Below are 24,141 nucleotides of genomic sequence, written 5' to 3' on the forward strand. Positions count from 1 at the left end.
CCACTCTCCACTTATTTCGGCGGCGTGAACCTTGCGTCTGCGCCAGTCTTGGCGGTTTTGGCGACATCGTGAAATTTGTTCTCGCGCGCATCGCCAAAGAGCTGACGGCTTTCGAGAAATTCCCGCTGGGCCGTGTAGAAATCGGTCAGGAACCGCCATTGATCGTTCGGATTGACCGTTTCGGGATAGTCGATCTTGGTCAGGATCGTCTTGGTCACCGAAGAGACATTGTTGCGCTGTTCCGGCGATTGCGGCGGGCTGCGCAGGATCTGCTCCAGCGTTTGCAGCTCGAACCGGCCATAGATGCCGAGATGGCTCGGATCAAAGAGATAGCGCGGCTTGGCGCGGGTTTCGGTCGCGGTCTGCGCGAGATCGGGCAAGAGCAGCGTCAGCGGCTGATCCACCACCAGCGTTCCGGCGATCATGTCGCCAAGCCGCTGACGGCGTTTGTTGAAGAACGGCACCAAGAGCACCACGACCACCCAGAGCATGAGGAGAGCGGTGGCGTAGCCGGGTTTGTCGGGGACGCTGAAGATCATTGCGATCGGGGTAAAGACCTCGATCTCTTTCATCAGGTTGCGGGCGGTGATCTGATAGGGGGTGAGCCGCGTGCCATCGGCGCTGATCACCCGGATCTTGACGAGGCGCTTGCCCAGGGTGCGGCCATTCCAGACCAGTTCGGACAGAACGTAATAGGGCACGCGCACAAAGAAAAAGAGCAGCGACAGCAGGATGAGAAAGGCGCTCCAGCCGAGGAGATTGCTCCAGAGCAGCAAAAACAGAAGGAGGATGACACCGCCGAAGGTGATCAGGATGTCGAGGAGCTGCGCGCCAAGCCGCGCGCCGCCGCCAGAGATGTCGAAGGCAATGGGGACGCCTTCGGGCGGCAGGTAATTCTCGAGCCGCCGGCCGCCTTGGGATTTGTTGACCGTCGTGCCGCGCACCGGGGCGGGCTCGGTCGTATTGGTTTGGGCCTGTGCGGTCTGGGATTGTGTGGCCTGAGACTGGGGGCTCTGGGACTGGGCGGCCCCGGTTTGCGCGCTGTTGATGCTCATGCCGGGCCACCTGTGCCGCTGCCGTCACCCGACCGGCCCGCCAGGATCAGCCACGCCAGCCAGCCAAGCCCGATGCCCCAGCCGATGGCGAGGCGCAGCTCGGTCGATTGCACGGTCTGGCGCAGGAAGCCTTCGATGAAGGCGGCGGCGATGAGCATGAGCGCGGCGAGGATGACCAGACAGACCGCATCGCGGCCCCGGGCGCGCAGCGCGGCGCGGCGGGTGAGCTGACCGGGCATCAGCACCGCGAGGCCAAGCTGTGCGCCACCGGCACAGGCGATGCAGATCGCCGAAAGCTCTGTCACCCCGTGAATCGACAGCCAGCCAAAGAGCTCATAGCCGAGCCCGGCCTTGGCAAACATGGCAAAGAACGCGCCCAGCACCAGACCGTTGTAGAAGGTCAGGGCAAAGCTCGGCAGGCTGACGAAAATGCCCAGCGCAAAGATCAGGATGGCGATCTGGGTGTTGTGCGAAAAGAGCTGGGCGGCAAAGGCCCCGAGCATTTCATGCGCCCTGGGGTTGTCGTCGAAGAGCGTGCTGCGCAGATAGCTGGCCGAGGCCTCGGGGGTGCGCCCGTCCGACAGGCCCGACGGCACGAAGCTGTAGAACCAGGACGGGTCGTCGAAAAACAGCATGTAGCCGGTGAAGGCGCCCAGCGCCATGGCGAGAAAACCGATCGCGAGCGCCAGCGCCGAATTGCGCACCGCCTGCGGGATGTACTGGGTGAAGAGCTTGACGAGCGCGTCGCGGACGCTTTCCTGTGGCGCGTAGATCACCAGATAGGCCCGCGCGCAGAGCGCCTCGAGATAGGCGAGCAGCGCCTGATCGAGCGAGATGGCGCGCGCCACGCTCAGCGAATTCATCGCCTGCCGATAGAGGCTCGGCAGGGCGAGCGTGTCCTGATAGCTCATGTTGCGGACGCCGCGTTTCTCGGCCTCGACCACCAGCGCGTCGAGCCGTTTCCAGCTCGTCTCGCGCTCCTTGCGGAACCGGGCCGAACGGATGGCGTCGCTGACAGGGGGCGGCGTGGCATGGGTGTCGGTCATATCAGCCCCTGCGATTTGATATCCATATAGCGCGAGATGAGCTCGGGGGTGAGCGATTGCGGATCGCTGTCGAGGCAGAGCACGCCGAGCCGGCGCAGACGGTCGAGCACCCGCGCCCGTTCCTGTCGCAGCTGGCTCGCCGAGATGGCCCGCGCCACGCTGTCCATCGAGAGATCCTCGGGATGGGCCAGCGCGTCGAGCTCGCGGTCGCGCAGCGCGACATAGAGCACGAGATGCTGGCGCGTCATCACCGCGAGGTTTTCGATCAGCAGCTCGGCGCTGGTGCTGTCGACGAAATCGGAAAAGATGATGACCAGAGAGCGCCGCGACAGCAGCCCGTGGAGATGGGTGAGGGCGAGGGTGTGGTTGCTCTCGGAATGGCTCTCCCGCAGATCGGCGGTCACCGCGCGGATGCGGCCAAAGGCGTTGCGCCCGGCGCGCGGCGGCACCACCTGACCGGGGCGCGCCCCAAAGGTGTAGAACCCCACATTGTCGCCGCCCAGTACCCCGGCCCAGGTCATCGCCAGGGCGGCGTTGATCGCATGGTCGAGCTTGGAGAGCGTGTCGAGCTTCTGCGCCATGAGATGGCCGTGATCGACGCAGATCATGATCTGGTGATTGCGTTCGGCGCGGGTCTCGCGGGCCACCATCGCGTTCATCCGGGCCGAGCGTTTCCAGTCAATGCTGCGCGGGTCCATGCCGGGCATATAGTCGCGCAACTGATGAAATTCGGACCCTTCGCCCTTGAGCGTCGTGGTCTTGAGCCCGTCGAGAAGCGGCAGCATCTGGGTCTGGATCTCGCCCGAGAGGATCGGCTGAAGGTTGGGCTGGATCTTGATCTCGAGATCGAGCGGCCAGCGCGGCAGGATCTCGAAGAGGCCAAAGCGCGAGCCATAGCACAGCGTGATGTCGTCGACGCGCTGGGTGCCGCGTTCGACCGGGCGCAGACCGATGTCAAAGGTGATCTCTCCCGCGCCTTCCGAGGGGCTGAGATCGACCGTGTCCTGCACCACCAGCCCGGCGCTCTGGCCAAGCCGCGCGGCAATGACACGCGGCAGCGGCCCGGATTTGCGCGAAAGCGTGCCGCGCAGCCGGGTCTCGACCCCGTTATAGCCCTGCGAGGGCAGCAGCGCCTCGAGCGTGAGACTGCGGCTTGCCACCGACAGGAGGAGATCGGCACAGCCCACGAGCGCCAGCCCGCCCCACAACAGGAGCAGCGCCAGGCTCGCATCCGGCAAGAGCCCGGTGACCAGCACCGTGACCGCAGCCAGCGCCAGTGTCAGCGCAACAAGGCGACGCGACGGGCGCATCTAGCGCGGCGCGTCCAGGCGGTTGACGATGGTCTGCAACACATCGTCCGAAGTGCGGCCTTCGATCTCGGCGGTGGGGCCGAGCACCACCCGGTGCCGCAACACCGGCGTGATCAGCGCCTGCACATCATCGGGCAGCGCATAGTCGCGCCCGTCGAGCGCCGCGCGCGCCCGCACCGCCCCGGCCAGCGCATCGGCGGCGCGGGTCGAGGCCCCGTGCAGCACCTCGGCATCGGTGCGCGTGGCGCGGACCAGATCGACGATATAGGTGAGGATCGTCTCGTCGAGCCGGATGCTGTCGACCAGCGCCCGCCCCGCGAGAAGCGTGTCGCGGTCGAGCACGCGGCGCAGCTCGGTCCGGCCCTTGTCGGTCTCGACGGGCAGGGCGGCATGGCGCGACAGGATCGAGATTTCGGCGTCGCGGTCGGGGAAATCCACCAGAAGCTTGAACAGGAACCGGTCGAGCTGGGCCTCGGGCAGCGGATAGGTGCCGTGCTGTTCGATGGGGTTCTGGGTGGCGATCACGAAAAACTCGCCGCCCAGCGGATAGTTGGTGCCGTCGATCGTCACTTCGCGTTCGTTCATCGCCTGCAACAGCGCCGATTGCGTCTTGGGCGGGGCGCGGTTGATCTCATCGGCGAGCAGGATGTCGGTAAAGACCGGCCCTTTGGTGAGGCGGAAACTGCCGCTCTGGAAATCATAGAGGTTCACGCCGAGCACATCGCCCGGCATCAGGTCGGGGGTGAATTGCACCCGCCCGAAATCGAGCGAGATGACCTGCGCCAGACAGCGCGCCAGAAGCGTCTTGGCGGTGCCCGGCGGCCCTTCGAGAAGGCAGTGCCCGCGTGCAAAGACCGAGGTCAGCAGCATGTCGATCAGCGGCTCTTGCCCCTGAACCACCTGGCCCACCTCGGTGCGGATATCGTCAGTGATTTGTTGAAATTCGGAGAGATCCATAGCGTTCCACAACCTGTTTCAAGAGCAATTTATACGTGCCGAGCAGCCGGTAGATCTCGGCCTGCGGCAAAGACGGGGCCTCGGAGATGAGCGCGCGCGCCGTCGCTTCGAACTCGCGGGCGAGGGTCGGGTCCTGCCGGGCGAGATGGGCAAAGAGCCGCTCTTGCCCGGCCGCGCCCTGATCGGGGCCAAAGACCTGACGGGTGATGTCGATGAGCTGGGCCTGCACGAAATCCGACACCAGATGCCCGTCATGACCCGACAGACGCAGCAGCCGCGCCTTGGCGGCAATCGATGCCTCGCGCGAGATCCCGTGGCCGTCACCCGGGTCGTCCAGCGGCCGCACCGGGCCGAAACGCCGGGTGCCGCGCCAATAGACCACCGCAATCACCAGCGCCAGCATCGCCCAGAGCACGTTGAACGGATAGTCGAACATCCGGCCAAAATCATCGGCGGTGCGCTCATAGTCGCGCCGCTCTACGTCGGTGGCCTCATATTCGGTGAGCAGGTCCGGGCTGGTGTCGACATAGATGTCGCGGGTGATATCGCCGCCGACCCGGCGGGCGAGGGCGGTGGCAAAACGCGCGTTGTCGCCAAGGCCGAGCCCGTGATTGTTCAGAAGATCGGGGTCGGTGACGATCCATGTGGCATGCTCTGGCTCGGGCAGATCACAGCTCAGGACAAAGACGCTCTCGCCGAGCGCCGCCTCGGGCCGGCAGTGTTCGGGCAGGGTGTCGCGCGGCAGGCTTTGCGCCTGAAAGAGCGCGACATCGGCCCCAAAGAGCGTCCCGCGCAGAAACTCCGGCCCGGCCCGGTTGATCCGCGCGTCTTTCAGCCCGATCTGCCGCAACAGCCGCGACAGGTTGCCGGAGCGGATCAGCGTCAGTTCATGCGCGATGCCGGTCTCGACAAATCCGGTGCGCCATTTCGGCAAGACGAGCACCGTTGGCAGCTCGATGAGCTTGGTCTCGAAGGCAAAGCGTTCCATGTCCTTCTGGGTCTGTTGATGAAACAGCTCATCCTTGGTGGTCGGACGCTGGGGAGGCTTTTCGAGGTCAATGTCATAGAGCGGCAGCAGCCGGAACGACAGATCCTCGCGATTGGGATGCAGCCGCCGGTTCGAGGCGCGGACCGGCAGATTGTCGGCCTCATAGACCGGGATCAGCCCGTGTAGCCCGATGACAGACCGATCGATATAACCGCCCTCCTCGCCGCCGCGCAGCAAGAAGAGCCCCGCGAGACCGGCGAGGATCAGCCCCGCCACCACCACCATGGGACCCTTGTTACCCATGACGCATCTCTCCGAGCCGCAGAATGGTCGCGCCTTGGCTCAGCGCCGCCTCAAACCCGTCATCGCTCACCTCGCGGCCGCCGTAATGGGCCAGCTCGGCCGCTTTGAGGATATCGGCCAAAGTGCCGCGATATTTCCAGTCGCCGGGCAGCCGGGCAAAGGCCTCGCGTTCGGTGTCCGAGCGGGCAAAGCGCGTCTCGCAGGCGGTGCCCGCCGCCAGCAGCACATGGCGCAAGAGCCGCACCAGCGCCGCCCGCCGGTCGGGCATGGCCCGGAGCTGGGCAAGCAGGCTCTGCTGATCGGTGGCGGCCTCATCGGCGTCGATTTTCCAGCTCTCGGGGGCGTCGATGGTTTTGCCGTCCTTCTCCTTGGGCGCGCGCGACAAGATCGTGCCGGTGCCGCCAAAGCGCAGAAAGAGCAACAGCAGCGCCAGCAGCACCAGAACGACGATGATCGTGCCGGTGCCACCTTCGAGCTTAACGCCCGGATCGCGGCGGCGGACAGGCTCGATCCGGCGGGTGTCGCCGGTCAGGGTAAGGCTGCCCAGATCGGACACATATTCGGCCCGCGTCTCGAGACGCCGGGCGCGCGCCGCTTCGAGATAGCGCTCGGCCGTCTCGCCCCGCGGCGCCGTGGCCGCGCGCGCATCTTCGGGCAGGGCCAAGGGTTCTCTGGCAGAGGCAAGCCCCGCAGAGAGAAGTGCCCCGCACAACAAGAGCGCGGGGCACAGGAGGCGCAAGGCCTTCATGAAATCAGGCGAAGACGTCGGAATTGGCCGCGCCGCGCAGCGGATCAGGGCCAAATTTATTGTCGCCATCGGTGCCCTTGAGGACCAAGATCACGATCATGGCGATCGAGATGAGAGGCCCCACAAAGGGGATCATCCCGCCGACAAGAAAGCCGAGATACCACCAGCCCGACATGTTGCGGTCATGCAGGCGGCGCACGGTGACGGCGATGGTCGGGATCAGGATTGCCAGATAGAACAGGCCGTAAAGACCGAAGAAGATCATCGGCAGGGCCGAGGCGTTACGACCTTCCAGAAGGTCCATGCCGCCGGTGGCAAAGCCGAGGCCGACGCAGGCGATCCCCACCAGCGTGGTAAACAGCATGAAATACCAAAACTCCGACCGCGACGCGCGGCCTTTGAATGTGGCGTATTTTTCCTTGAGAACTGTGCGAATTGCTTCTTTAAAACCCATGGTTTCTGTCCCTTTCTAAGGTTTATGGTTGGAATGCTAGGGGGGAGGGGAGCGCCGATCAAGCTGGGCGCGCGTGGCGGGGCGTGCTAATTTCTAGCTGGGTCGGAATTGTCACCTTCATGCAAAGATCTCTTCCCTAGCGCGGGTCGCGAGCGGATCGGGGCCAAAGCGGTTCCGGCCCTCGGTGCCTTTGAGAATGGTGACAATGAAGATGGCAAGCATGGCGAGGCTCACCGCAACGTCGAAAAATTGAGGAAGCATCCTGTCCAATGCGGGGAGGAACAGGGCGACCGTCGGAATGTAATTGAGGATCATATAGAACAGGAAGTACCAGCCCGAGATGTTGCGATCATGCAGCCTGCGGGTGGTTACTGCGCTATATGGCAGAATGGATATGAGCTGATAGGCGAGGTAAAGTCCCGCAATCGCCCAAACCGCCGCCGGGGCGCCATCCGGGGACCCCTGAAGATAACCTATATAGGCGTATTGAAGGGCCACCAACGTGTCGGTGGCGACCGCCAGGCCAAGCCAGCATAGCAAGACCAAGACGTGCAAAAGCATGAAATACCAATATTCAGACCGTGCGGCGCGGCCGCTGAACCGGGCGTAATTAGGCCCATAGCAGGTCTTGACTGCTTCGACGAAACCCATGTCGGTATGCACTCACTCAAACAAAACTGATGCGACCGTAGCCAGCCAATTTCGCAGGTGCAAGCGGTTCTTGTCAGGCGCGGCTCACCTTGTAGGCCGACCGCGCGAGCCACTCGGGGCAGATCTCGACACCCCAGCCGGGGGCCTCGGTGACGCGGGCATGGCCGTCTTCGATCCGGTAAGGGTCTTCGACGAAAAGACCGTCTTGCCACGGGTAGTAATCCTCGCCCTCGATGGAAAACTCGAGATATTTCCCGGCATTGGGAATGGCGCGCAGCAGATGCATGGTGAAAAGCGTCACCAGCGACAGGTTGGCGCAATGCGGGGTCACTGGAAGCGCTGCCGCCTCGGCCATCCGCGCCACCCGCAGCGTCCGGCAGATGCCGCCGAGATAGAGGATGTCAGGCTGCACCACATCGACCGCGCGCATGTCGATCATCCGCCGCCATGTCGTCAGGTCGCAATCCTGCTCGCCCCCCGTCACATCGATGTCGAGCGCCTCGCTGACCTCTTTGGTCTGCTCCAGCTCCCAATAGGGGCAGGGCTCTTCAAAATGGGAAAACCCGTGATCTTGCAGGAGCTTACCAAGCTCAATCGCCTGCGCCGGCGCATAGCAGCTGTTGGCGTCGATGAGCAGCGCGGCGCTGTCGCCCATCTCGCGGCGCATGGTCGGCACGATCTCTTCGGTGCGGCCCGGCCATTCGTCGCGGCCCCGGCCGACCTCGGCCCCGGCGCGCACCTTGAAGGCGTCGAACCCATGGGCGTCGCGCAGCCGCTTCATGCGTTCGGCCTCGTCGTGGGGGGTGATGTCGCGCTTCATCGAGCTGGCATAGGCGCGGATCGTGCCGGCCGAGCCGCCGAGAAGTTCGGCCACCGGTTTGCCCGCCTGTTTGCCGCGCAGATCCCAGATCGCGGTGTCGACCCCGGCCATGGCGCGGCGCAGGTAGGAGCCGGGAAACTTGTGCTCGCGCTCGGTGACAAGATCGAGCAGATCGTCGAGATCGCTGCAGTCCTGACCAAGCATCCAAGGGGCCACCTGCCGGTGCAGGACCTCGCAGGTGATGTCGGAATGATAGGTCGAGACCTGCCCCCAGCCCCGTGCGCCATCCTCAGAGGTGACCCGGACAAAGCCCACAAATTCATTGGTGAAGGTTTCGATGGCGGTGAGTTTCATGGCGGCGGTCCCTGTCAGTCTCGTGGTCGATTTGGCGGTCGATCTTGCGGTCGGTGTTGCGTCGGTCCGGCGTCGGTATCGCGTCGGTGTGACTTTTGGCGGTGTCATCTGCGCGGATGAGGGCCGCAAAGCCGTTGAAATGTCAATCATCCGATCCGGAAACGGGCAGGGATATGGGCGGCGGGCTGCTCTGTTCTTCCCAGCGGGGGGCGGCCTCGATGCTGGCCAGGAGATCATAGAGATGGGTCATCCAGCCGCTGCGCAGTTTCTGCGCCACCTGCGACAGCGGCCGGTAGCGCGGCGACAGGATCGCGTAATCATAGCGGATGGGCTGGGCGAGCGGGCGGAACACGACCCGGCTGTCATGGCCGGTCTGCGGGCGGTCATTGATCACGCTGAGCGGGTCGACCACGGCGAGACATTTGCCGGTGCGGATGAATTGCAACAGCGGCAGGAAGGTCTGGCTCTCGATCACCTGCCGGAACCGCGCGCCCGATTGCGCAAAGGCCGCGAGGGTGCGTTTTTGATGCATGTGCCGGGCCTGCAACGCGCCCATCGGCGCGCCGTCGAGCGCCGCGATCGGCACGATGTCAAACCGGCAGAGCGGGTGATCCTCGGGCAGGGCGAGAAAGCAATCGGCGCTGATCCGGTCGAGCAGATAGGATTGTTCGGCCTCGGCGGCGGGTTTGGCCTCGCCAGCCTCGCCGGTTTGGCCGGTTTGGGGGATGGGGGCAGGGGCCGCGTCGCCCTGAAGGGGCCCGAGCGGCGCATCGCAAAAGCCGAAATCGATGCTTTGGCTGCGCACCAGCTCGGCAATCTGTTCCGAGCTGCGCGAGGTGATCGACAGGCTCACCTGATCGAGCGTGTCGATGGCATTGGCGATGAAATGCGGAAACACATAGGCCGCGGGCCCCGGCATGGCCGAGACGCTGAGCACCCCCGCCGTGCCGCCCGCGAGGCTCTGCATGGTGCGGGTGACCCCGGCCAGCCGGTCGAGGATCGCACCGGACTCGGCATGCAGGTAATGCGCCTCGGGCACCGGGATGAGCTGTCGGCCCTGCCGTTCAAAGAGCTTGAGCCCGAGCGCCTCTTCGAGGGCGCGGATCGACAGGCTGATCGCGGGCTGGGTGCGGCCCAGCTTGCGCGCCGCCGCCGAGAGCGAGGCCGAGTCCATGACAGCCCGAAAGGCGGTGATCTGGGTGAGGTTCATGATGAATTACCAAGCAGCGTCTGCCTGTATCTATAAGCGGAACTTTAAACATTAAAAGTAATTCAAATTTGCATTTATTGCCAGTGCGCCTAATCTCGGCCATCTCTACACGAGGAATCCCCGCGCAACGGGGGTCCGTATGTCCAATGGGAGTCACATATGACCTATTTTTCCAAGCTCGCAGGCGTCGCCCTGGCCGCGACCCTGGCCTCGACCCTCGCGGTTGAAGCCCAAAGCCCGACCTTTTTCCGAATCGGTACAGGCAGCGCGGGTGGCACCTATTTCCCGATCGGCGGCACCATCGCCAACGGCATCTCGTCGCCTCCGGGCTCGCGCCCCTGCGAAGAGGGTGGCCAATGCGGCGTGCCCGGTCTGATCGCCATCGCGCAATCGACCACCGCTTCGGTGTTCAACAACATCGCCGTGCAGAACGGCGAGCTCGAGGCCGGCCTTGCCGCCGCCGACGTGACCCGCTCGATGTATCTCGGCGAGGACAAGTTCGAAGGCAAGCCGCATGACAAGCTGCGCATCGTCGCCAACCTCTATCCCGAAGACGTGCATCTGGTGCTGCCCAAAGGCCAGAAAATCAACGGTCTCGGCGATCTGAAGGGCAAGCGCGTGGGCATCGCCCAGGCCGGGTCCGGCACCCAGGTGGCCGTGCTGCAGATGATGGAAATGTGGGGCGTGAACCGCGACAATATCGACGAGGCCGAGCTCAACAACAGCCAGTCCGCCGAACGTCTCGCCGATGGTCAGCTCGACGGCTATTTCTACGCAGCCGGCTGGCCGGTTTCGGCCATGGTGCAGCTTGCCACCACCAAAGGCATGGAGCTGCACAGCTTCAGCGAAGAAGATCTCAACAAGATCATCGAAGCCATGCCCGCCTATATCGCCTCGACCATCCCCGCCAATGTCTATGAGGGTGTCGATTACGAGGTGAAGACCCCGGCGGTGTCGGCCCTGCTCAACGTGTCGGCCGATCTTGACGAAGAGCTGGTCTATGGCATCACCAAGGCGCTGTGGAACGACAACACGCGGACGCTGCTCGACAATGGCCATGCCAAGGGCAAGCAGATCACCCTCGACACCGCGCTCGACGGCGTTCTCAACCTCGGTGTGCCGCTGCACCCGGGCGCCGAGCGTTTCTATCGCGAGCAAGGCCTGATCCAATAAGATCAGCGCTACGCTGAGTGTGAGTCAGGGCCGGCCCGGAACCGTCTCGGGGGGGGCCCGGTTGAAGAGACCACCAATAAAACAAGCGAAGACGGGGGACAGGTGATGAGTGATGCGCGCACCGACGACGATCGCGAACTGACAGCCGAAGAGCTGGCGGCCATCGAAGAGAAATATGATGAAGGTGCCGCGACGCGGGATGTGACGCCGGGGTTCGCGAAATTCCTGCGCTACGTGTCGCTGACCTTTGCGATGTACCATTACCTCACCGCCGGCTTCGCCCTGCCGCCCGATTTCTGGCATATGGGCTGGCACCTGTCGGGGCTCTTTATCCTGACCTATGCGCTGTTTCCGCTGGTCAAGACGCCCACCGCCTTTGACCTCAAGACCGGGGCGATGCGGCTTGGCGGGGTGCCCTATCTCGATGTGATCTTGATGGTTCTGGGCGTGGCCTCGGCGCTCTATCTCGGGCTGGCCTGGCGCGGCATCCCGATGCTCGGCATCGAGGAACAGACCTTCCGCATGGGCAATCCCAACACCTTTGACATGTTCTTTGGCATCGTGCTCATCGTGCTGGTGCTCGACATCGCGCGGCGCACGCTGGGCTGGATCCTGCCGCTGATCATCTGCATCTTCATGTCCTATGCGCTCTTTGGGCCGATCTTTCCGGGCATCCTTCAGCATCCGGGCGTGAATTTCAAAACCTTCGTCTCGTCGATGTATTTCCCCTCGGAAGGCATCTTTGGCGTGACGCTCTGGGTGGTGTCGACCATCGTTTTCCACTTCGTGCTCTTTGGCGTCATCGCCCAGCGCACCGGGCTGGGACAGCTTTTCATCGACAATGCGACGATCCTCGCGGGCCGCTACACCGGGGGTCCGGCCAAGGTCTCGGTCGTGTCCTCGGCCTTTTTCGGCACCATCTCGGGCAGCTCGGTGGCCAACACCGTGTCGACCGGCGCGCTGACCATCCCCAATATGAAACGTCTGGGTTATCCCGGCCATTTCGCCGGTGGCGTCGAAGCCGCCGCCTCGGCGGGCGGGCAGATCACACCGCCGATCATGGGGGCCGCGGCCTTTATCATGGCCGAGTTTCTAGAACTGCCCTACACGACCATCGTGATTGCGGCGATCTTCCCGGCGCTGCTGCATTATGTCGGCGTCTTTACCGTCGTGCATCTGATGGCGCGCCGTCTCGGCCTCAAGGGCCTGAGCAGCGAGGCGCTGCCGCAGCTTGGCGCGGTCTGGCGTCATGGCTGGGCCAATATCGTGCCTCTGGTCGGTCTGCTGGTGGTGCTTTTTTCAGGCTACACGCCCTATATGTCGGCCTTTTGCGGGATTTCGCTGTCGATCATCGCCGGGATGAGCCGGGCGCGGCAGCCGGTAACCCTGCTCTATGCGGCGGCCTTCATCGCCTTCGTCATCTGGAAATACACCGGCGGCGGCTTTGACCTCATCATGTCGCTGATCCTGATCGGTGGCGCGGTGCTGGCCACGTTCAACCCGCAGGACCGGATCAGCCTCAAGGAAATGGGCGACACCTTCGAGACCGGCGTGAAATACGCGCTGGCGGTGGGCGCGGCCTCGGCGGCGGTGGGCATCGTGATCGGGGTGATCAACACCACCGGCATCGGGTTCCGCATCGGCTTTATGGTGACCCAGGCCGCGTCGAACCTTGGCGGCGATCTGCACGGGCTCTTTGCCTTTGGCAGCTGGGAGCTCTTCTCGGTCGAGGATCTCACGCTCTTCATCAGCCTCGTGTTCATCGCGCTGGCCTGTATCCTGATGGGCGCGGGCGTGCCGACCACGGCGCTCTACATCATGCTCGTCTCGGTGGCGCAGCCGGCGCTGGCTCAGCTCGGCATCCCGCCGATCGCGAGCCATATGTTCGTGCTCTACTACGGGGTGGTGGCCGAAATCACGCCGCCGGTCTGTACCTCCGCCTATGCGGCGGCGGCGATTGCCAATTCGAACCCGTTCCGCACCGGGATCTCGGCCTTCACGCTGGGGCTCGGCAAGGTGGTGGCGCCGATGGCCTTCGTCTATGCGCCGGTGCTTCTCTTCGTGAGCTCGACGGGCTTTGATCTGTGGGAATTCTCCTACACCGCGACAAGCTGTATCGCCGGGGTCGTGGCCCTGTCGGCGGCGGTGGTGGGCTATTGGCTGGCGCCGATGGGGGTGATCTATCGCATCCTCATGGCCTTTGCCGGGCTGGTGTTCATCGCACCGTCGCTGCAGGCCGATCTGGTGGCGCTGATCATCGCGTCGCCCGCCATCATCAGCCAGCTCATCGCGCGGCGGAACCGCAAAGCAGAGGCTGCCTGACAGATGCCGGAGACGACGACCGAAGTGACCGTGCTCGGCGCAGGCGCGGTGGGGATCTGCTGCGCGCTGTCGCTGGCCGAACGCGGGGCCAAGGTGCGGCTCATCGACCGCGGTGATCCGGGGCAAGAGACCTCCTACGGCAATGCCGGGGTGATCTCGCCCTGGTCGGTCATCCCGCAGACCATGCCGGGCCTGTGGAAGAAGCTGCCGTCGCTCATGTTCGGGCAATTCCGCCCGCTGAGCGTACGCGCCGCGACCTGGCCGCGCATGGTGCCTTGGGGGCTGAGCCTGCTACGTCAGGGCACCGAGGCGCGGGTGCGCGAGATCGCCGACGGGATGGAGCTGCTCTGCGCGCCCTCGGTCGATCTCTACCGCCGTCACCTGCAGGGCACCGGCCACGAACATCTGGTGCGCGACAGCGTCTATGTCCACGCCTTCCGCGATGCGAGCCGCGCCTCGCTCAGCTCGCTCGATTGCACCATCCGCCGCGAGAAAGGCGCGCAGCTCGAACTCATCGGGGCGGATGGGTTGCGGGCGCTGGAACCGGCGCTCTCGTCCGATTTCAAGGCCGCCGTGGTGATCCATGGTCAGGCGCGGGCGCTGGCCCCGGGGCGCATCCATACCGTGCTCGCCCAGAAGGCCGAAAAGCTTGGCGTCGAGATCCTGCGTAGCGAGGTGCGGGCGGTGATCCCCGACGGCAGCCGCTGGGCCATCGAGACCGACCAGGGCCGCCGCAGCACCGACAAGGTGGTCGTGGCGCTGGGGGCCTGGTCGAAACCGCTGCTCGACGCGCTGGGGATCAAGCTGCCCTTGATGGCCGAGCGCGGCTATCACGTCGAATTCCCCGAGCCGGGCGTCACGCTCAACAATTCGGTGACGGATACCGATGCGAAATTCGTCATGTCCTCGATGGAGGGCGGGCTGCGCGTCGCCGGTCAGGCCGAGTTCGGCCCGGTCGACGCGCCCCCCGATCCGCGCGTCAAGACCCGGCTCAGCCGGCTCGCCCATGCCGCCTTGCCCGATCTCGCCGAGGTCGAGCCGCGGTTCTGGATGGGCCGCCGTCCGAGCTTTGCCGACAGCCTGCCGGTCATCGACCGGCTCGGCGTGCGCGATGGGCTCTATGGCTGTTTTGGCCATTCCCACTATGGGCTGATGATGGCGCCGAAATCCGGTGACATCCTTGCCGATCTGGTGCTGGGACAGCCCATCAACCATGATCTGAGCGCCTATAGCGCGGCGCGCTTCGGCTAGCGACGGGGCGGCAAAACCGGCAAATCACAAGGGGTGGAAGGGGCGGTTCAAATCAGCTACGGCTTGGTCATTCGATCACGAAAGGACACGCCATGCTGAAGAATGATCAACTGGATCAGTGGGACCGCGACAATTTTTTCCACCCCTCGACCCATCTGGCGCAGCATGCGCGCGGCGAGGCTGCGAACCGCGTGATCAAGACCGCCTCGGGCGTGTTCATCGAGGACCGCGACGGCACCAAGCTGCTCGACGCCTTTGCCGGGCTCTACTGTGTCAACGTGGGCTATGGCCGTCAGGAGATCGCCGAAGCCATCGCCGATCAGGCCCGCGAACTGGCCTATTACCACGCCTATGTGGGCCATGGCACCGAGGCCAGCATCACGCTCTCGAAAATGATCCTCGACCGCGCGCCCAAAGGCATGTCCAAGGTCTATTTCGGGCTTGGCGGCTCGGACGCCAATGAAACCAATGTCAAGCTGATCTGGTATTACAACAACATCCTTGGCCGCCCCGAGAAGAAGAAGATCATCTCGCGCTGGCGCGGCTATCACGGCTCGGGGCTGGTCACCGGCTCGCTCACCGGGCTGGAGCTCTTTCACAAGAAATTCGACCTGCCGGTCGAGCAGGTGATCCACACCGAAGCGCCCTATTACTACCGCCGCAAGGACCTCGGCCAGAGCGAGGCCGAGTTCGTCGCCCATTGCGTGGCCGAGCTCGAGGCGCTCATCGCCCGCGAAGGGGCCGACACGATTGCCGCCTTCATCGGCGAGCCGGTGCTCGGCACCGGGGGGATCGTGCCGCCGCCGTCGGGCTATTGGGAGGCGATTCAGGCGGTGCTCGAAAAACATGACATCCTGCTGGTCGCGGATGAGGTGGTGACGGGCTTTGGCCGTCTCGGCACGATGTTCGGCTCGGACCATTACGGGATGCGCCCCGATCTCATCACCATCGCCAAGGGGCTGACATCGGCCTATGCGCCGCTGTCGGGCTCGATCGTTGGTGACAAGATGTGGAAAGTGCTCGAACAGGGCACCGACGAAAACGGCCCCATCGGCCATGGCTGGACCTATTCCGCCCATCCCATCGGCGCGGCGGCGGGTGTCGCCAATCTCAAGCTCATCGACGATCTGGGCCTCGTGCAGAACGCGGGCGCGGTCGGCACCTATCTGCGCGACCAGATGCAGGCGGCGCTTGGCGATCATGCCCATGTCGGCGAGGTGCGCGGCGAGGGCATGATGTGCGCCGTGGAATTTGTGCGCGACCGCGACGACCGGGTGTTTTTCGACGCCGCCGAGAAGATCGGGCCGCAGGTCTCGGCCAAGCTGCTCGAGCAGGACAAGGTCATCGCCCGCGCCATGCCGCAGGGCGATATCCTGGGCTTTGCGCCGCCCTTCTGCCTGAGCCGCGAGGAGGCCGACCAGGTGGTCGCCGCCACCATGCGCGCGGTCAAGACCGTGCTCGGCTAACCGAGGGGGCAAGGTGCTGCGATGAAAGCGTTTTTCGACGACCGTCAGTGGAAACACGACCCCAAGAACTTTATGGCGGCGGGGGTCAAACGCGCCTGCCCGGAACAGCCCGAACGCATCGCCCGGCTCCATGCCGGGGCCGAGGCGGCGGGCTGTGTTTTCGAGGCGCCGCAAGACGCAGGGATCGGGCCGATTGCGGCTGTGCACAGCTCACAATACCTGACCTTCCTGCAGACGATCCATGCCCGCTGGAGCGCGATCGAAGGTGCCGCGCCCGAGGTCATCCCCAATGTCCACCCGCGCCGCCGCGATGACAGCTATCCCAGCTCGCCGGTGGGGCAGGCGGGCTACCATCAGGGCGACACCGCCTGTCCCATCGCCGCGCATACATGGGAGGCCGCCTATTGGTCGGCGCAATCCGCCATCGCCGGCGCCGATCACCTGGCGCAGAGCGGCACCCCGGCCTATGTGCTGTCGCGGCCGCCGGGGCATCACGCCTATGGCGATATGGCGGCGGGCTTCTGTTTTCTCAACAATTCCGCCATCGCGGCGCAGCGCCTTCTGGCCCAGGGCGCGCGTCCGGCGGTGCTCGACATTGATGTGCATCACGGCAATGGCACGCAGGATATTTTCTACGCCCGCGCCGATGTGCTGACCCTGTCGATCCATGCCGATCCCACCGGGTTTTACCCGTTCTTCTTTGGCCATGCCCATGAACATGGCGCAGGCGCGGGGATCGGGGCCAATCTCAACCTGCCGCTGCCGCAGGGGCAGGGCGATGCCGAATTCCTCGCAGCCCTCGAGGTGGCGCTCGACCGCATCGAGAGCTTCGGCTGCGATGCGCTGGTGGTGGCAACCGGGCTCGACGCCCATGAGGGCGACCCGTTCCGCGCCCTGCGCGTGACGACCCAAGGCTTTGCCCGGATCGGCGCGGCCATCGCGGCGCGGGGGCTGCGGACGCTTTATGTGCAGGAGGGCGGCTATCTCTCCGAAGATCTCGGCCCCAACCTCACCAGTTTCCTCTCCGGGGTGCAGGGATGAGCCGGACCACATTCGACGTGATCGTCATCGGCGGCGGCATCGCCGGGATCAGCGCCGCGGCCGAGATTGCCCGCGACCGCACGGTCTGTGTGCTCGAGGCCGAGGATCAGCTCGCCTATCATTCGACGGGCCGTTCCGCCGCGATCTTCATCCGCAACTATGGCAACGCGGTGCTGCGCCGTCTCAACGCGCTGGCCCATCCGGCGCTGGCGGGCGAGACGCGCGCGGAAAACGTGCTCTCGCAGCGGGGCGAGCTGTTGCTGGCGCTGGATCACCAGATGGATGCGCTCGACGCGTATATGGCCGGGACCGACACGATCGAGCGGCTGACCGCGCAAGAGGCGGTCGACCTGGTGCCGGTGCTGCGCCGGGATCAGATCGCGGCGGCGGTCTATGAGCAGGACGCGCAGGACATCGACGTCGACCGGCTCTTGCAATCCTACGCCCGCGCCCTGCGCGCCGAGGGCGGCGAAATCCGCACTGGGCAGCGGGTGAAGGCGCTTGCCCGCAAGGACGCGCTCTGGCAGGTCACCACCGCCACCGGCACGATTTCCGCGCCCACCGTGGTCAATGCCGCAGGCGCCTGGGCCGATGCGCTGGCGGCGCTTGCCGGGCTGCCCGGCGTCGGGCTGCAACCGATGCGCCGCTCGGCGGTGATCATGGAGGTGCCCGAGGGGCTCGCGGTCGACAGCTGGCCGCTCTTCGGGGCGCTGCTCGAAGGCGACGAGGGCTGGTATGCCAAGCCCGAGGCGGGCCGCTTGATGATCTCGCCCGCCGACGAGGACCCGGTGGCACCGGGCGACGCCTGGCCTGACGACATGGTGCTGGCCGAAGGGCTCTACCGGTTCGAACAGATGGTCGACATCCCCGTCACCCGGCCAAGCCACAGCTGGGCCGGCTTGCGCAGCTTTGTGCCGGACCGGACCCCGGTGCTCGGTCTCGATCCGCTGGCCGAGGGGTTTTGCTGGCTCGCGGGGCAGGGCGGCTATGGGGTGCAGACCGCCCCCGCCATGGCAACGCTGGCCCGTGACGCGCTCAGCGGCGGGATCGCGGATGCGGGGCTCGCCACGGCGCTCAGCCCCGCCCGCTTTCGTTAGAGCCCGCGGATCAGATCGCTCGCCTTTTCGCCGATCATGATCGCCGGGGCGTTGGTGTTGCCGCTGACGATCTCGGGCATGATCGAACAATCCGCCACCCGCAGCCCTTCGATGCCATGCACCCGCAGCTTGGCATCGACAACGGCGTCCGGCCCGTCGCCCATCTTGCAGGTGCCGGTCGGGTGGTAGATCGAGCTTGAGTTGCTGCGCGCCCAGTTGAGCGTCGCCTCGTAATCCTCCATGTCGAGGCTCTGATCGGGGCGGAACTCTTCCGAAATCTTGCCCGCCAGCGGATCATGCCGGGCGATCTTGCGCGCGATATTGACGCCATCGACAATGGTGCGCTGATCGGTCTCGGTCGCCAGATAATTGGGGTGGATCTTCACATAGCTCTTGGGGTCCGGCCCATCGAGCCGCAGCTCGCCGCGGCTTTCGGGGCGCAGCTGACAGACCGACATGGTGAAGGCCGAGAAAGGATGCACGCCTTCGCCGGGGCTGTCCGCCGACCAGGGCTGCACATGGAACTGAATATCCGGCGTGTCGAGATCGTCGCGCGTCTTCATGAACCCGGTGGCAAGGCTCGCCGCCATGGTCATCGGTCCGGCCCGGAAGAGCGCGTATTTGAGCGCGATCCGCGCCTGATTGACCAGGCTGCGCACCTCGTCATTGAGCGTCGGTTCGTTGCATTTGTAAACGAGCCGCGCCTGCAAATGGTCCTGCAACCCCTTGCCGACGCCCTTGAGCTCATGCACCGGCGTCACGCCATTGTCGCGCAGATGCTCGGCCTCGCCGATGCCCGACAGCATGAGGATCTGCGGGCTGTTGATCGCCCCGCCCGAGAGAATCACCTCGCGCGCCGCATGCACCGTCTGCTCCTGCCCCGATTTGTCGCGATAGGCGACGCCAGTGGCCCGCTTGCCCTCGAGCAGCACGCGGCTCACCAGCGCATTGGTGACGATGCGCAGATTGGGGCGTTTCTTGACCGGGTTGAGATAGGCCACCGCCGCGCTGCAGCGCCGCCCGTTGCGCGTGGTGAGCTGAAAATACCCGACGCCTTCTTGCTCTGCGCCGTTGTAATCGGGGTTGAACGGATAGCCCGCCGCCTGTGCCGCCGCGACCCAGGCATCGCAAATGGGCCGCTGAATGCGCATGTTCGACACCGACAAAGGCCCCTGATCGCCGTGAAACGCATCGGCGCCGCGCTCGTTGTTTTCGGCCCGTTTGAACAGCGGCAGCACGTCGTCCCAGCCCCAGCCCTCGTTGCCCATCTGCCGCCAGCGGTCGTAATCCTGCGGCTGTCCGCGCACATAGAGCAAGCCGTTGAGCGACGATGACCCGCCCAGAACCTTGCCGCGCGGCCAGTCGATGACCCGACCATTCACCCCGGCGTCCGGCTCGGTGTGATAGCACCAGTCGACGCTCGGGTTATGCATCGTTTTGAAATAGCCCACCGGGATGTGAATCCACGGGTTCCGGTCCGCCGGACCGGCCTCGAGCAGCACCACGTTGACCTTCGGGTCCTCGCTCAGCCGATTGGCCAGAACACAGCCCGCCGAGCCCGCGCCCACAATCACATAATCCGCTTTCACAGCCCATCTCCTCCGCCTTGATGGAAAAAAACACTAGGCAGATTGCGAATGTTAATCTAGTCTTTTTTGAAACGATACGTCTCAATAATCGCCATTAGGGAGGAAAATATGGCTGTTTATGATAGAATTAAGGGAGTCTCGCGGAGGGATTTTTTCCGTGTTGCAGGCACTTACGGGCTAAGCTCCACCATGCTGGCGGCGGGGGCTTTTGGCGGCGCGATGACGGCCGGCAACCTCGCGTCAGCCGCCGAATCGACCTACACGCGGCGATTCTCCAAAGAGGCCAAGCACACGCTCAAATTCGGCGCTTCCGGCTTTAACCCGCAGAACCTTCTGATCGAACGCGCCGGCGCGCTCGAATTTGCCCGCGATCTCGAAGCCCGCACAGACGGGGAGATTCGCGTCGAATTCATCGGCAACAACCAGCTCTGCGGTCAGCTCTCCTGCGTCGAGAAAACCCAGCAGGGCATCACCGACATCTATGCCGCCTCGACCCAGAACTCGGCCGGGGGCGCGCCCTATCTCAACGTGCTCGACTATGCCTATATGTTCCCGGGCCGCGCGTCGCAGTACCACTTCCTCTACAGCCCCGAGAGCCAGCGCATCCTGCGGGACCCCTATGAGAAACGTCACGGGCTCAAATTCCTGTTCAGCCATTGCGAGCTGCGCGGCATTCAGCTCGGCCTGTCGTGGCAGGACAAACCCACCGTGACCAAGCTCGAACAGCTCTTCGGCACCAAGAACCGCGTGACCGGCACCCAGCTTGGCCGCATCGCCATGGAGGCGCTCAACCTCAACCCGGTCCCCGTGGCTTGGGAAGAAACCCTCGACGGGCTGAAACAAGGCCTGATCGACGGCGCCGAAACCTGGGCCTCGGCCGTGGCCTATGCCAACATGTCGCCGGTGGTCTCACAATCGGTCGACCTCAAGTTCTTCTGCGGCACGGAACACACCGCCATGTCGGCCTCTGTCTTCGACAGCCTCGGCGGCGATCTGCAGGATGCGGTTCTCGAATCCGCCTATTGGGCACAGACCCATGTTCAGGCCGCCAACGAGGCCGCGCTGGTCAAGACAGTGGGTTTCTCGGACCCGCAGCTGCCCAACACGATCTTTGCCGAAAACAACGTGCGCAACGCCTTCCTCGCCGAAGATCAGATCAAGATGGCCGAGGAAATGTGTTCGCCCGAGTTCCAGCCGCAGCTCTGGGAACAGTGGCGCGACCGTCTCAACAAATGGGCCGGTGGCATCGACACCTATCAGGAAATCTACAACATCGCCCGCGAGGTCGACAAAGATATGCTGCCTGAGAACGTCGAACCCCGCCGCTGGTGGAAAGGCTAATCAACCTTTACGAGTAGGGATGGCCGGCCCGAGGGACGACGGGCCGGCCATCTGGTTCTGTGACGTTCGGCAGGGGAGTGCCGAGGCAATTCAAAAGGGAGGGGTGCAATGTCACTCTGGTCGGAGAGCGCCGATATAATAAGCGCTTTGGCATCGAATGATGCCTGGGAAATCCGCGAGGCGTTGAAATCGGACGCCGCATGGTATGTGGGCACGCTCGCCGCCGGTTTGGGCGGTCTGGCGGTCATGGGGCTTTACCGCCTCGTGCCCTTTATCGAGCGCCACCTCGAACGCACGATCATGGTGGTGAGTTATCTCGCCATCGCCTTCATCATCTTCTGGGGGGTGGTCGACCGTTTCGTGTTCTCGAGCCAGGAACCCTGGTCGACGACCATCCCGCCGCTTCTGTTCATGGTGATGGCCTGGTTCGGGGCCTCCTATAACGTCCGGCTGCGCACCCATCTGTCGTTTTCCGAATTCCGCTCGCGGATGCCGCGCGGCGGCCAGTTCTTCTGCCTCTGCCTCGACAACGTGCTGTGGTTCATCTTCGCGGTGATCGTCTTTGTGACGACCTGCCGGGTGGCCGCGCTCTCGGCCTCGAACTTTCAGATCGTTCTGGGCACCGACGACGTGCTGCAATGGTGGTTCCTGGTGACCGCGCCCCTGGCCTTCGTGCTGATGGTGGCGCGGCTCTGGCAGAACTTCTTTGAAGACGTCGACAATTTGAAACAAAACGAGCCGCTGATCCGGCAGGCCGTGATCGGGGGGGACTGAGCATGACCGATGGGACTTGGATTACACTGATCTCTCTCGGGGTCACCTTTCTCTTCATGATCGGCGTGCCGGTGCTGTTGATCATCGCCTATTGGGTGATCGGCTGCTCCTTCGTGCTGGGCCTCACCCTCGACAATATGGGGGCAGAGCTTCTCAACGTGTTCAACAAGGGCTTTGCCCTGCTGGCGATGCCGCTCTTCATCCTGACCGGCGACCTGATCAACCAATCCGGCATCGCGCGACGATTGTCCGATTTCGCCTATGCCTGTCTGGGCTGGCTGCGCGGCGGTCTCGCCATGGCGTCGCTCGGGGCCTGCGGTCTCTTTGCCGCGATCTCGGGGTCGAACTCGGCCACCACGGCGACCATCGGCTCGATGCTGCATCCCGAAATGGTCAAGGGCGGCTATGACGAACGCTTTTCCGCGGCCACCGCGGCGGCAGGCGGCACGGTGGGGATCATCATCCCGCCCTCGATCATCTTCATCGTCTACGGCTTCTTGATGAACCTGCCGATCTCGGACCTCTTCGTCGCGGGCATCCTGCCCGGCACGCTGATGGTGGTGGGGATGCAGCTCGCCTGCTGGATCATCTGCCGCGCCAATGGCTGGGGCTTTCTCATCCCGCTGCAGCTCAACCGCGTGCTGAAAACCGCCTTTGGCGCCTGGCTCGGCTTCTTTGCCATCGGCCTCGTGCTCTGGGGGATCTACACCGGGAAATTCTCGCCCACCGAGGCGGCTGGCGTCACCGTCGGCTTCTGTGTCATCGCGGGCCTTCTGAGCTGGGTGGTGAGCCGCGCGCTCAACCTGCGCGACGACAAAACCTGGAAAGAGAAATCCTACGCCGAGATGCTCGTCGTCGAAGGCTTCACCATCCCGCAACTGCCGGGCATCGTGATGCGCTCGGCCCAGATCACCGGCATTCTCGCGCCGCTCATCGCCATCTCGGTGGTGATGCAGCAGATCCTGTCGCTGCTGGGCGCCCAGCAGGTGATCGGCGATTTCGTGACCTCGATGGGCGGCTATTACGCCGTGCTCTTCACCGCGATGATCATCGTCTTTGTCTCGGGCATGGTGCTCGAGAGCCTGCCGGTGACGATCATCCTCGCGCCGATCCTCGCGCCCATCGCGGCCGATGTCGGCGTCGATCCGGTGCATTTCTCGGTGATCTTCCTCGTCGGCGCCTCGATCGGCTTTATCACGCCGCCTTATGGGCTCAACCTCTATGTCGCCTCCGGCGTCACCGGGGTTCCGTATTTCCGTCTGTTGAAATACACTGTGCCCTATCTTGTGGCATTGATTTCAGTGTGGATTCTGGTGTCTCTGGTGCCAGAGCTTGCCCTGATCCTTCTGCCGGCGAGATAACCTGCGGAGTGCGCGATGCCTGACGATATGGCCAAAGGCAAGGAAAGCCAGATCCCAACCAATCTGCGGCTTCTTCTGATCCTCGAAGAGGTCGCGGCGCGGGGGGTGGCGGTCAAACCGTCCGAGCTGACCGAGGCCATGGGCCTGCCCAAACCCACGGTGCATCGCCTGTTGCAGACCGCCGAGGCCGAAGGTTTCCTGCAACGTGACATAGACGGTCGGGCCTATGGGCCCGGCCCCCGGCTCCGGGCGCTGTCGATGAACACCATGTCGTCGGAGCGCCTGCGCACCGCGCGTCTCGCCATTCTCAAATCCGTCTCGGATGAAATTGGCGAGACCTGCAACCTCACCACCCCCGACCGCGAAGGCATGACCTATCTCGACCGCGTCGAGACGAGCTGGCCGCTGCGCATCCAGCTGCCCATCGGCACCCAGGTGCCGTTTCATGCCACCTCGAGCGGCAAGCTTTACCTCTCGACCCTGCGCTCGCGGGCGCTGCAGGGCTATCTGGCGGGGGCCAAGCTCACCGCGCATACGCCCAACACGATCACCGATCCCGAGGCGCTGGCACGCGAATTGGGACTGATCCGCAAACAGGGCTATGCCACCGACCATCAGGAATTTCTGCCCCAGATGGTCGCCGTCGCGGTCCCGGTGCTCGACGCCCAAGACCGGCTCTTGGCGACGCTTGCGGTCCACGCCCCGCTGCAACGGCGCAGCGTTGACGATCTCTTGGGCTTTCTCGACGTGCTGCGCGATGGCGCGCGGCGTCTGTCCCAGCTCCACGCGGGCTAGGCCAGGCTGCTCCGGGCCCAGCCGAACCGGGCTGG

General features: G+C 64.4%; 21 protein-coding genes. 10 read left to right on the forward strand and 11 right to left on the reverse strand.

The window, feature by feature from the left end; all coding sequences use genetic code 11:
• Positions 1 to 11: 11 nt before the first annotated feature.
• The 10 genes from ISM_RS12305 to ISM_RS12350 form a co-directional block, all read right to left on the reverse strand.
• The gene (locus ISM_RS12305) at positions 12 to 1,055 is read right to left on the reverse strand and encodes an RDD family protein (RefSeq protein ID WP_009814501.1); all 1,044 of its coding nucleotides are present in this window, start codon (positions 1,053 to 1,055) and stop codon (positions 12 to 14) included.
• Positions 1,052 to 2,101 (reverse strand): stage II sporulation protein M, encoded by a 1,050-nt coding sequence (locus ISM_RS12310; RefSeq protein WP_009814502.1) that lies wholly within the window; start codon positions 2,099 to 2,101, stop codon positions 1,052 to 1,054. The genes ISM_RS12305 and ISM_RS12310 overlap by 4 nt, the downstream gene beginning before the upstream one ends.
• Positions 2,098 to 3,411, reverse strand: coding sequence for a DUF58 domain-containing protein (locus ISM_RS12315; RefSeq protein WP_009814503.1), 1,314 nt, complete (start codon positions 3,409 to 3,411; stop codon positions 2,098 to 2,100). The genes ISM_RS12310 and ISM_RS12315 overlap by 4 nt, the downstream gene beginning before the upstream one ends.
• Entirely contained in the window at positions 3,412 to 4,368 is a 957-nt protein-coding gene (locus ISM_RS12320) for an AAA family ATPase (protein WP_009814504.1), read from the reverse strand. It abuts the gene before it with no gap.
• Positions 4,337 to 5,659 (reverse strand): hypothetical protein, encoded by a 1,323-nt coding sequence (locus ISM_RS12325; RefSeq protein ID WP_156783382.1) that lies wholly within the window; start codon positions 5,657 to 5,659, stop codon positions 4,337 to 4,339. Before ISM_RS12325 ends, ISM_RS12320 begins: the two co-directional genes overlap by 32 nt.
• Positions 5,652 to 6,323, reverse strand: a complete 672-nt coding sequence (locus ISM_RS12330; RefSeq protein ID WP_009814506.1) for a hypothetical protein — start codon at positions 6,321 to 6,323, stop codon at positions 5,652 to 5,654. The genes ISM_RS12325 and ISM_RS12330 overlap by 8 nt, the downstream gene beginning before the upstream one ends.
• Positions 6,324 to 6,411: 88 nt before the next feature.
• Positions 6,412 to 6,861, reverse strand: coding sequence for a DUF805 domain-containing protein (locus tag ISM_RS12335; protein ID WP_009814507.1), 450 nt, complete (start codon positions 6,859 to 6,861; stop codon positions 6,412 to 6,414).
• 117 nt (positions 6,862 to 6,978) lie between these two features.
• The gene (locus ISM_RS12340; RefSeq protein ID WP_009814508.1) at positions 6,979 to 7,512 is read right to left on the reverse strand and encodes a DUF805 domain-containing protein; all 534 of its coding nucleotides are present in this window, start codon (positions 7,510 to 7,512) and stop codon (positions 6,979 to 6,981) included.
• Positions 7,513 to 7,585: 73 nt separating this feature from the next.
• The gene (locus ISM_RS12345) at positions 7,586 to 8,686 is read right to left on the reverse strand and encodes a mandelate racemase/muconate lactonizing enzyme family protein (protein WP_009814509.1); all 1,101 of its coding nucleotides are present in this window, start codon (positions 8,684 to 8,686) and stop codon (positions 7,586 to 7,588) included.
• A 142-nt stretch (positions 8,687 to 8,828) separates the two neighbouring features.
• On the reverse strand, positions 8,829 to 9,896 hold the full coding sequence (locus ISM_RS12350; RefSeq protein WP_009814510.1) for a LysR family transcriptional regulator: 1,068 nt from the start codon (positions 9,894 to 9,896) through the stop codon (positions 8,829 to 8,831).
• Between the two features lie 159 nt (positions 9,897 to 10,055).
• Here ISM_RS12350 and ISM_RS12355 point away from each other — a divergent pair, with 159 nt between their 5' ends.
• From ISM_RS12355 to ISM_RS12380, 6 genes are all read left to right on the forward strand, one after another.
• Positions 10,056 to 11,069 (forward strand): TAXI family TRAP transporter solute-binding subunit, encoded by a 1,014-nt coding sequence (locus tag ISM_RS12355; protein ID WP_009814511.1) that lies wholly within the window; start codon positions 10,056 to 10,058, stop codon positions 11,067 to 11,069.
• A 105-nt stretch (positions 11,070 to 11,174) separates the two neighbouring features.
• Entirely contained in the window at positions 11,175 to 13,391 is a 2,217-nt protein-coding gene (locus tag ISM_RS12360) for a TRAP transporter permease (RefSeq protein WP_009814512.1), read from the forward strand.
• A gap of 3 nt (positions 13,392 to 13,394) precedes the next feature.
• On the forward strand, positions 13,395 to 14,642 hold the full coding sequence (locus ISM_RS12365) for an NAD(P)/FAD-dependent oxidoreductase (RefSeq protein ID WP_009814513.1): 1,248 nt from the start codon (positions 13,395 to 13,397) through the stop codon (positions 14,640 to 14,642).
• Between the two features lie 92 nt (positions 14,643 to 14,734).
• Complete coding sequence (locus ISM_RS12370; RefSeq protein WP_009814514.1) at positions 14,735 to 16,108, forward strand: aspartate aminotransferase family protein; 1,374 nt, start codon at positions 14,735 to 14,737, stop codon at positions 16,106 to 16,108.
• 21 nt (positions 16,109 to 16,129) lie between these two features.
• Complete coding sequence (locus ISM_RS12375; RefSeq protein ID WP_009814515.1) at positions 16,130 to 17,149, forward strand: histone deacetylase family protein; 1,020 nt, start codon at positions 16,130 to 16,132, stop codon at positions 17,147 to 17,149.
• A complete protein-coding gene (locus tag ISM_RS12380) occupies positions 17,146 to 18,246 on the forward strand; it encodes an NAD(P)/FAD-dependent oxidoreductase (RefSeq protein ID WP_009814516.1) in 1,101 nt (366 codons plus the stop codon). Before ISM_RS12375 ends, ISM_RS12380 begins: the two co-directional genes overlap by 4 nt.
• Here ISM_RS12380 and ISM_RS12385 read toward each other — a convergent pair.
• Positions 18,243 to 19,835 carry a GMC family oxidoreductase gene (locus ISM_RS12385; protein ID WP_009814517.1) on the reverse strand — a complete coding sequence of 531 codons (1,593 nt, stop codon included), beginning with the start codon at positions 19,833 to 19,835 and terminating at the stop codon, positions 18,243 to 18,245. The two genes, ISM_RS12380 and ISM_RS12385, sit on opposite strands and share 4 nt — an antisense overlap.
• Before the next feature lie 108 nt (positions 19,836 to 19,943).
• Between ISM_RS12385 and ISM_RS12390 the strand changes: the two genes are divergently transcribed.
• The 4 genes from ISM_RS12390 to ISM_RS12405 all read left to right on the forward strand — a co-directional run bounded on the left by ISM_RS12390 (position 19,944) and on the right by ISM_RS12405 (position 24,106).
• Complete coding sequence (locus ISM_RS12390) at positions 19,944 to 21,176, forward strand: TRAP transporter substrate-binding protein (RefSeq protein ID WP_040618060.1); 1,233 nt, start codon at positions 19,944 to 19,946, stop codon at positions 21,174 to 21,176.
• 108 nt (positions 21,177 to 21,284) lie between these two features.
• The gene (locus ISM_RS12395; RefSeq protein WP_040618061.1) at positions 21,285 to 21,950 is read left to right on the forward strand and encodes a TRAP transporter small permease; all 666 of its coding nucleotides are present in this window, start codon (positions 21,285 to 21,287) and stop codon (positions 21,948 to 21,950) included.
• 2 nt (positions 21,951 to 21,952) lie between these two features.
• On the forward strand, positions 21,953 to 23,311 hold the full coding sequence (locus ISM_RS12400) for a TRAP transporter large permease (RefSeq protein ID WP_009814520.1): 1,359 nt from the start codon (positions 21,953 to 21,955) through the stop codon (positions 23,309 to 23,311).
• Between the two features lie 15 nt (positions 23,312 to 23,326).
• The gene (locus ISM_RS12405) at positions 23,327 to 24,106 is read left to right on the forward strand and encodes an IclR family transcriptional regulator (protein ID WP_009814521.1); all 780 of its coding nucleotides are present in this window, start codon (positions 23,327 to 23,329) and stop codon (positions 24,104 to 24,106) included.
• Positions 24,107 to 24,141: the final 35 nt, after the last annotated feature.

The organism is Roseovarius nubinhibens ISM (assembly GCF_000152625.1).
GTDB classification, from domain to species: domain Bacteria; phylum Pseudomonadota; class Alphaproteobacteria; order Rhodobacterales; family Rhodobacteraceae; genus Roseovarius; species Roseovarius nubinhibens.

Excerpts from the sequence above, each read along its gene's own strand:
- ISM_RS12395 (WP_040618061.1), top strand. The coding sequence starts at position 21,285 with ATGTCACTCTGGTCGGAGAGCGCCGATATAATAAGCGCTTTGGCATCG.
- ISM_RS12355 (WP_009814511.1), top strand. The coding sequence starts at position 10,056 with ATGACCTATTTTTCCAAGCTCGCAGGCGTCGCCCTGGCCGCGACCCTG.
- ISM_RS12305 (WP_009814501.1), bottom strand. The coding sequence starts at position 1,055 with ATGAGCATCAACAGCGCGCAAACCGGGGCCGCCCAGTCCCAGAGCCCC.
- ISM_RS12335 (WP_009814507.1), bottom strand. The coding sequence starts at position 6,861 with ATGGGTTTTAAAGAAGCAATTCGCACAGTTCTCAAGGAAAAATACGCC.
- ISM_RS12315 (WP_009814503.1), bottom strand. The coding sequence starts at position 3,411 with ATGCGCCCGTCGCGTCGCCTTGTTGCGCTGACACTGGCGCTGGCTGCG.
- ISM_RS12405 (WP_009814521.1), top strand. The coding sequence starts at position 23,327 with ATGCCTGACGATATGGCCAAAGGCAAGGAAAGCCAGATCCCAACCAAT.
- ISM_RS12375 (WP_009814515.1), top strand. The coding sequence starts at position 16,130 with ATGAAAGCGTTTTTCGACGACCGTCAGTGGAAACACGACCCCAAGAAC.
- ISM_RS12350 (WP_009814510.1), bottom strand. The coding sequence starts at position 9,896 with ATGAACCTCACCCAGATCACCGCCTTTCGGGCTGTCATGGACTCGGCC.
- ISM_RS12365 (WP_009814513.1), top strand. The coding sequence starts at position 13,395 with ATGCCGGAGACGACGACCGAAGTGACCGTGCTCGGCGCAGGCGCGGTG.
- ISM_RS12390 (WP_040618060.1), top strand. The coding sequence starts at position 19,944 with ATGGCTGTTTATGATAGAATTAAGGGAGTCTCGCGGAGGGATTTTTTC.
- ISM_RS12370 (WP_009814514.1), top strand. The coding sequence starts at position 14,735 with ATGCTGAAGAATGATCAACTGGATCAGTGGGACCGCGACAATTTTTTC.
- ISM_RS12340 (WP_009814508.1), bottom strand. The coding sequence starts at position 7,512 with ATGGGTTTCGTCGAAGCAGTCAAGACCTGCTATGGGCCTAATTACGCC.
- ISM_RS12320 (WP_009814504.1), bottom strand. The coding sequence starts at position 4,368 with ATGGATCTCTCCGAATTTCAACAAATCACTGACGATATCCGCACCGAG.
- ISM_RS12380 (WP_009814516.1), top strand. The coding sequence starts at position 17,146 with ATGAGCCGGACCACATTCGACGTGATCGTCATCGGCGGCGGCATCGCC.
- ISM_RS12400 (WP_009814520.1), top strand. The coding sequence starts at position 21,953 with ATGACCGATGGGACTTGGATTACACTGATCTCTCTCGGGGTCACCTTT.
- ISM_RS12325 (WP_156783382.1), bottom strand. The coding sequence starts at position 5,659 with ATGGGTAACAAGGGTCCCATGGTGGTGGTGGCGGGGCTGATCCTCGCC.
- ISM_RS12345 (WP_009814509.1), bottom strand. The coding sequence starts at position 8,686 with ATGAAACTCACCGCCATCGAAACCTTCACCAATGAATTTGTGGGCTTT.
- ISM_RS12360 (WP_009814512.1), top strand. The coding sequence starts at position 11,175 with ATGAGTGATGCGCGCACCGACGACGATCGCGAACTGACAGCCGAAGAG.
- ISM_RS12310 (WP_009814502.1), bottom strand. The coding sequence starts at position 2,101 with ATGACCGACACCCATGCCACGCCGCCCCCTGTCAGCGACGCCATCCGT.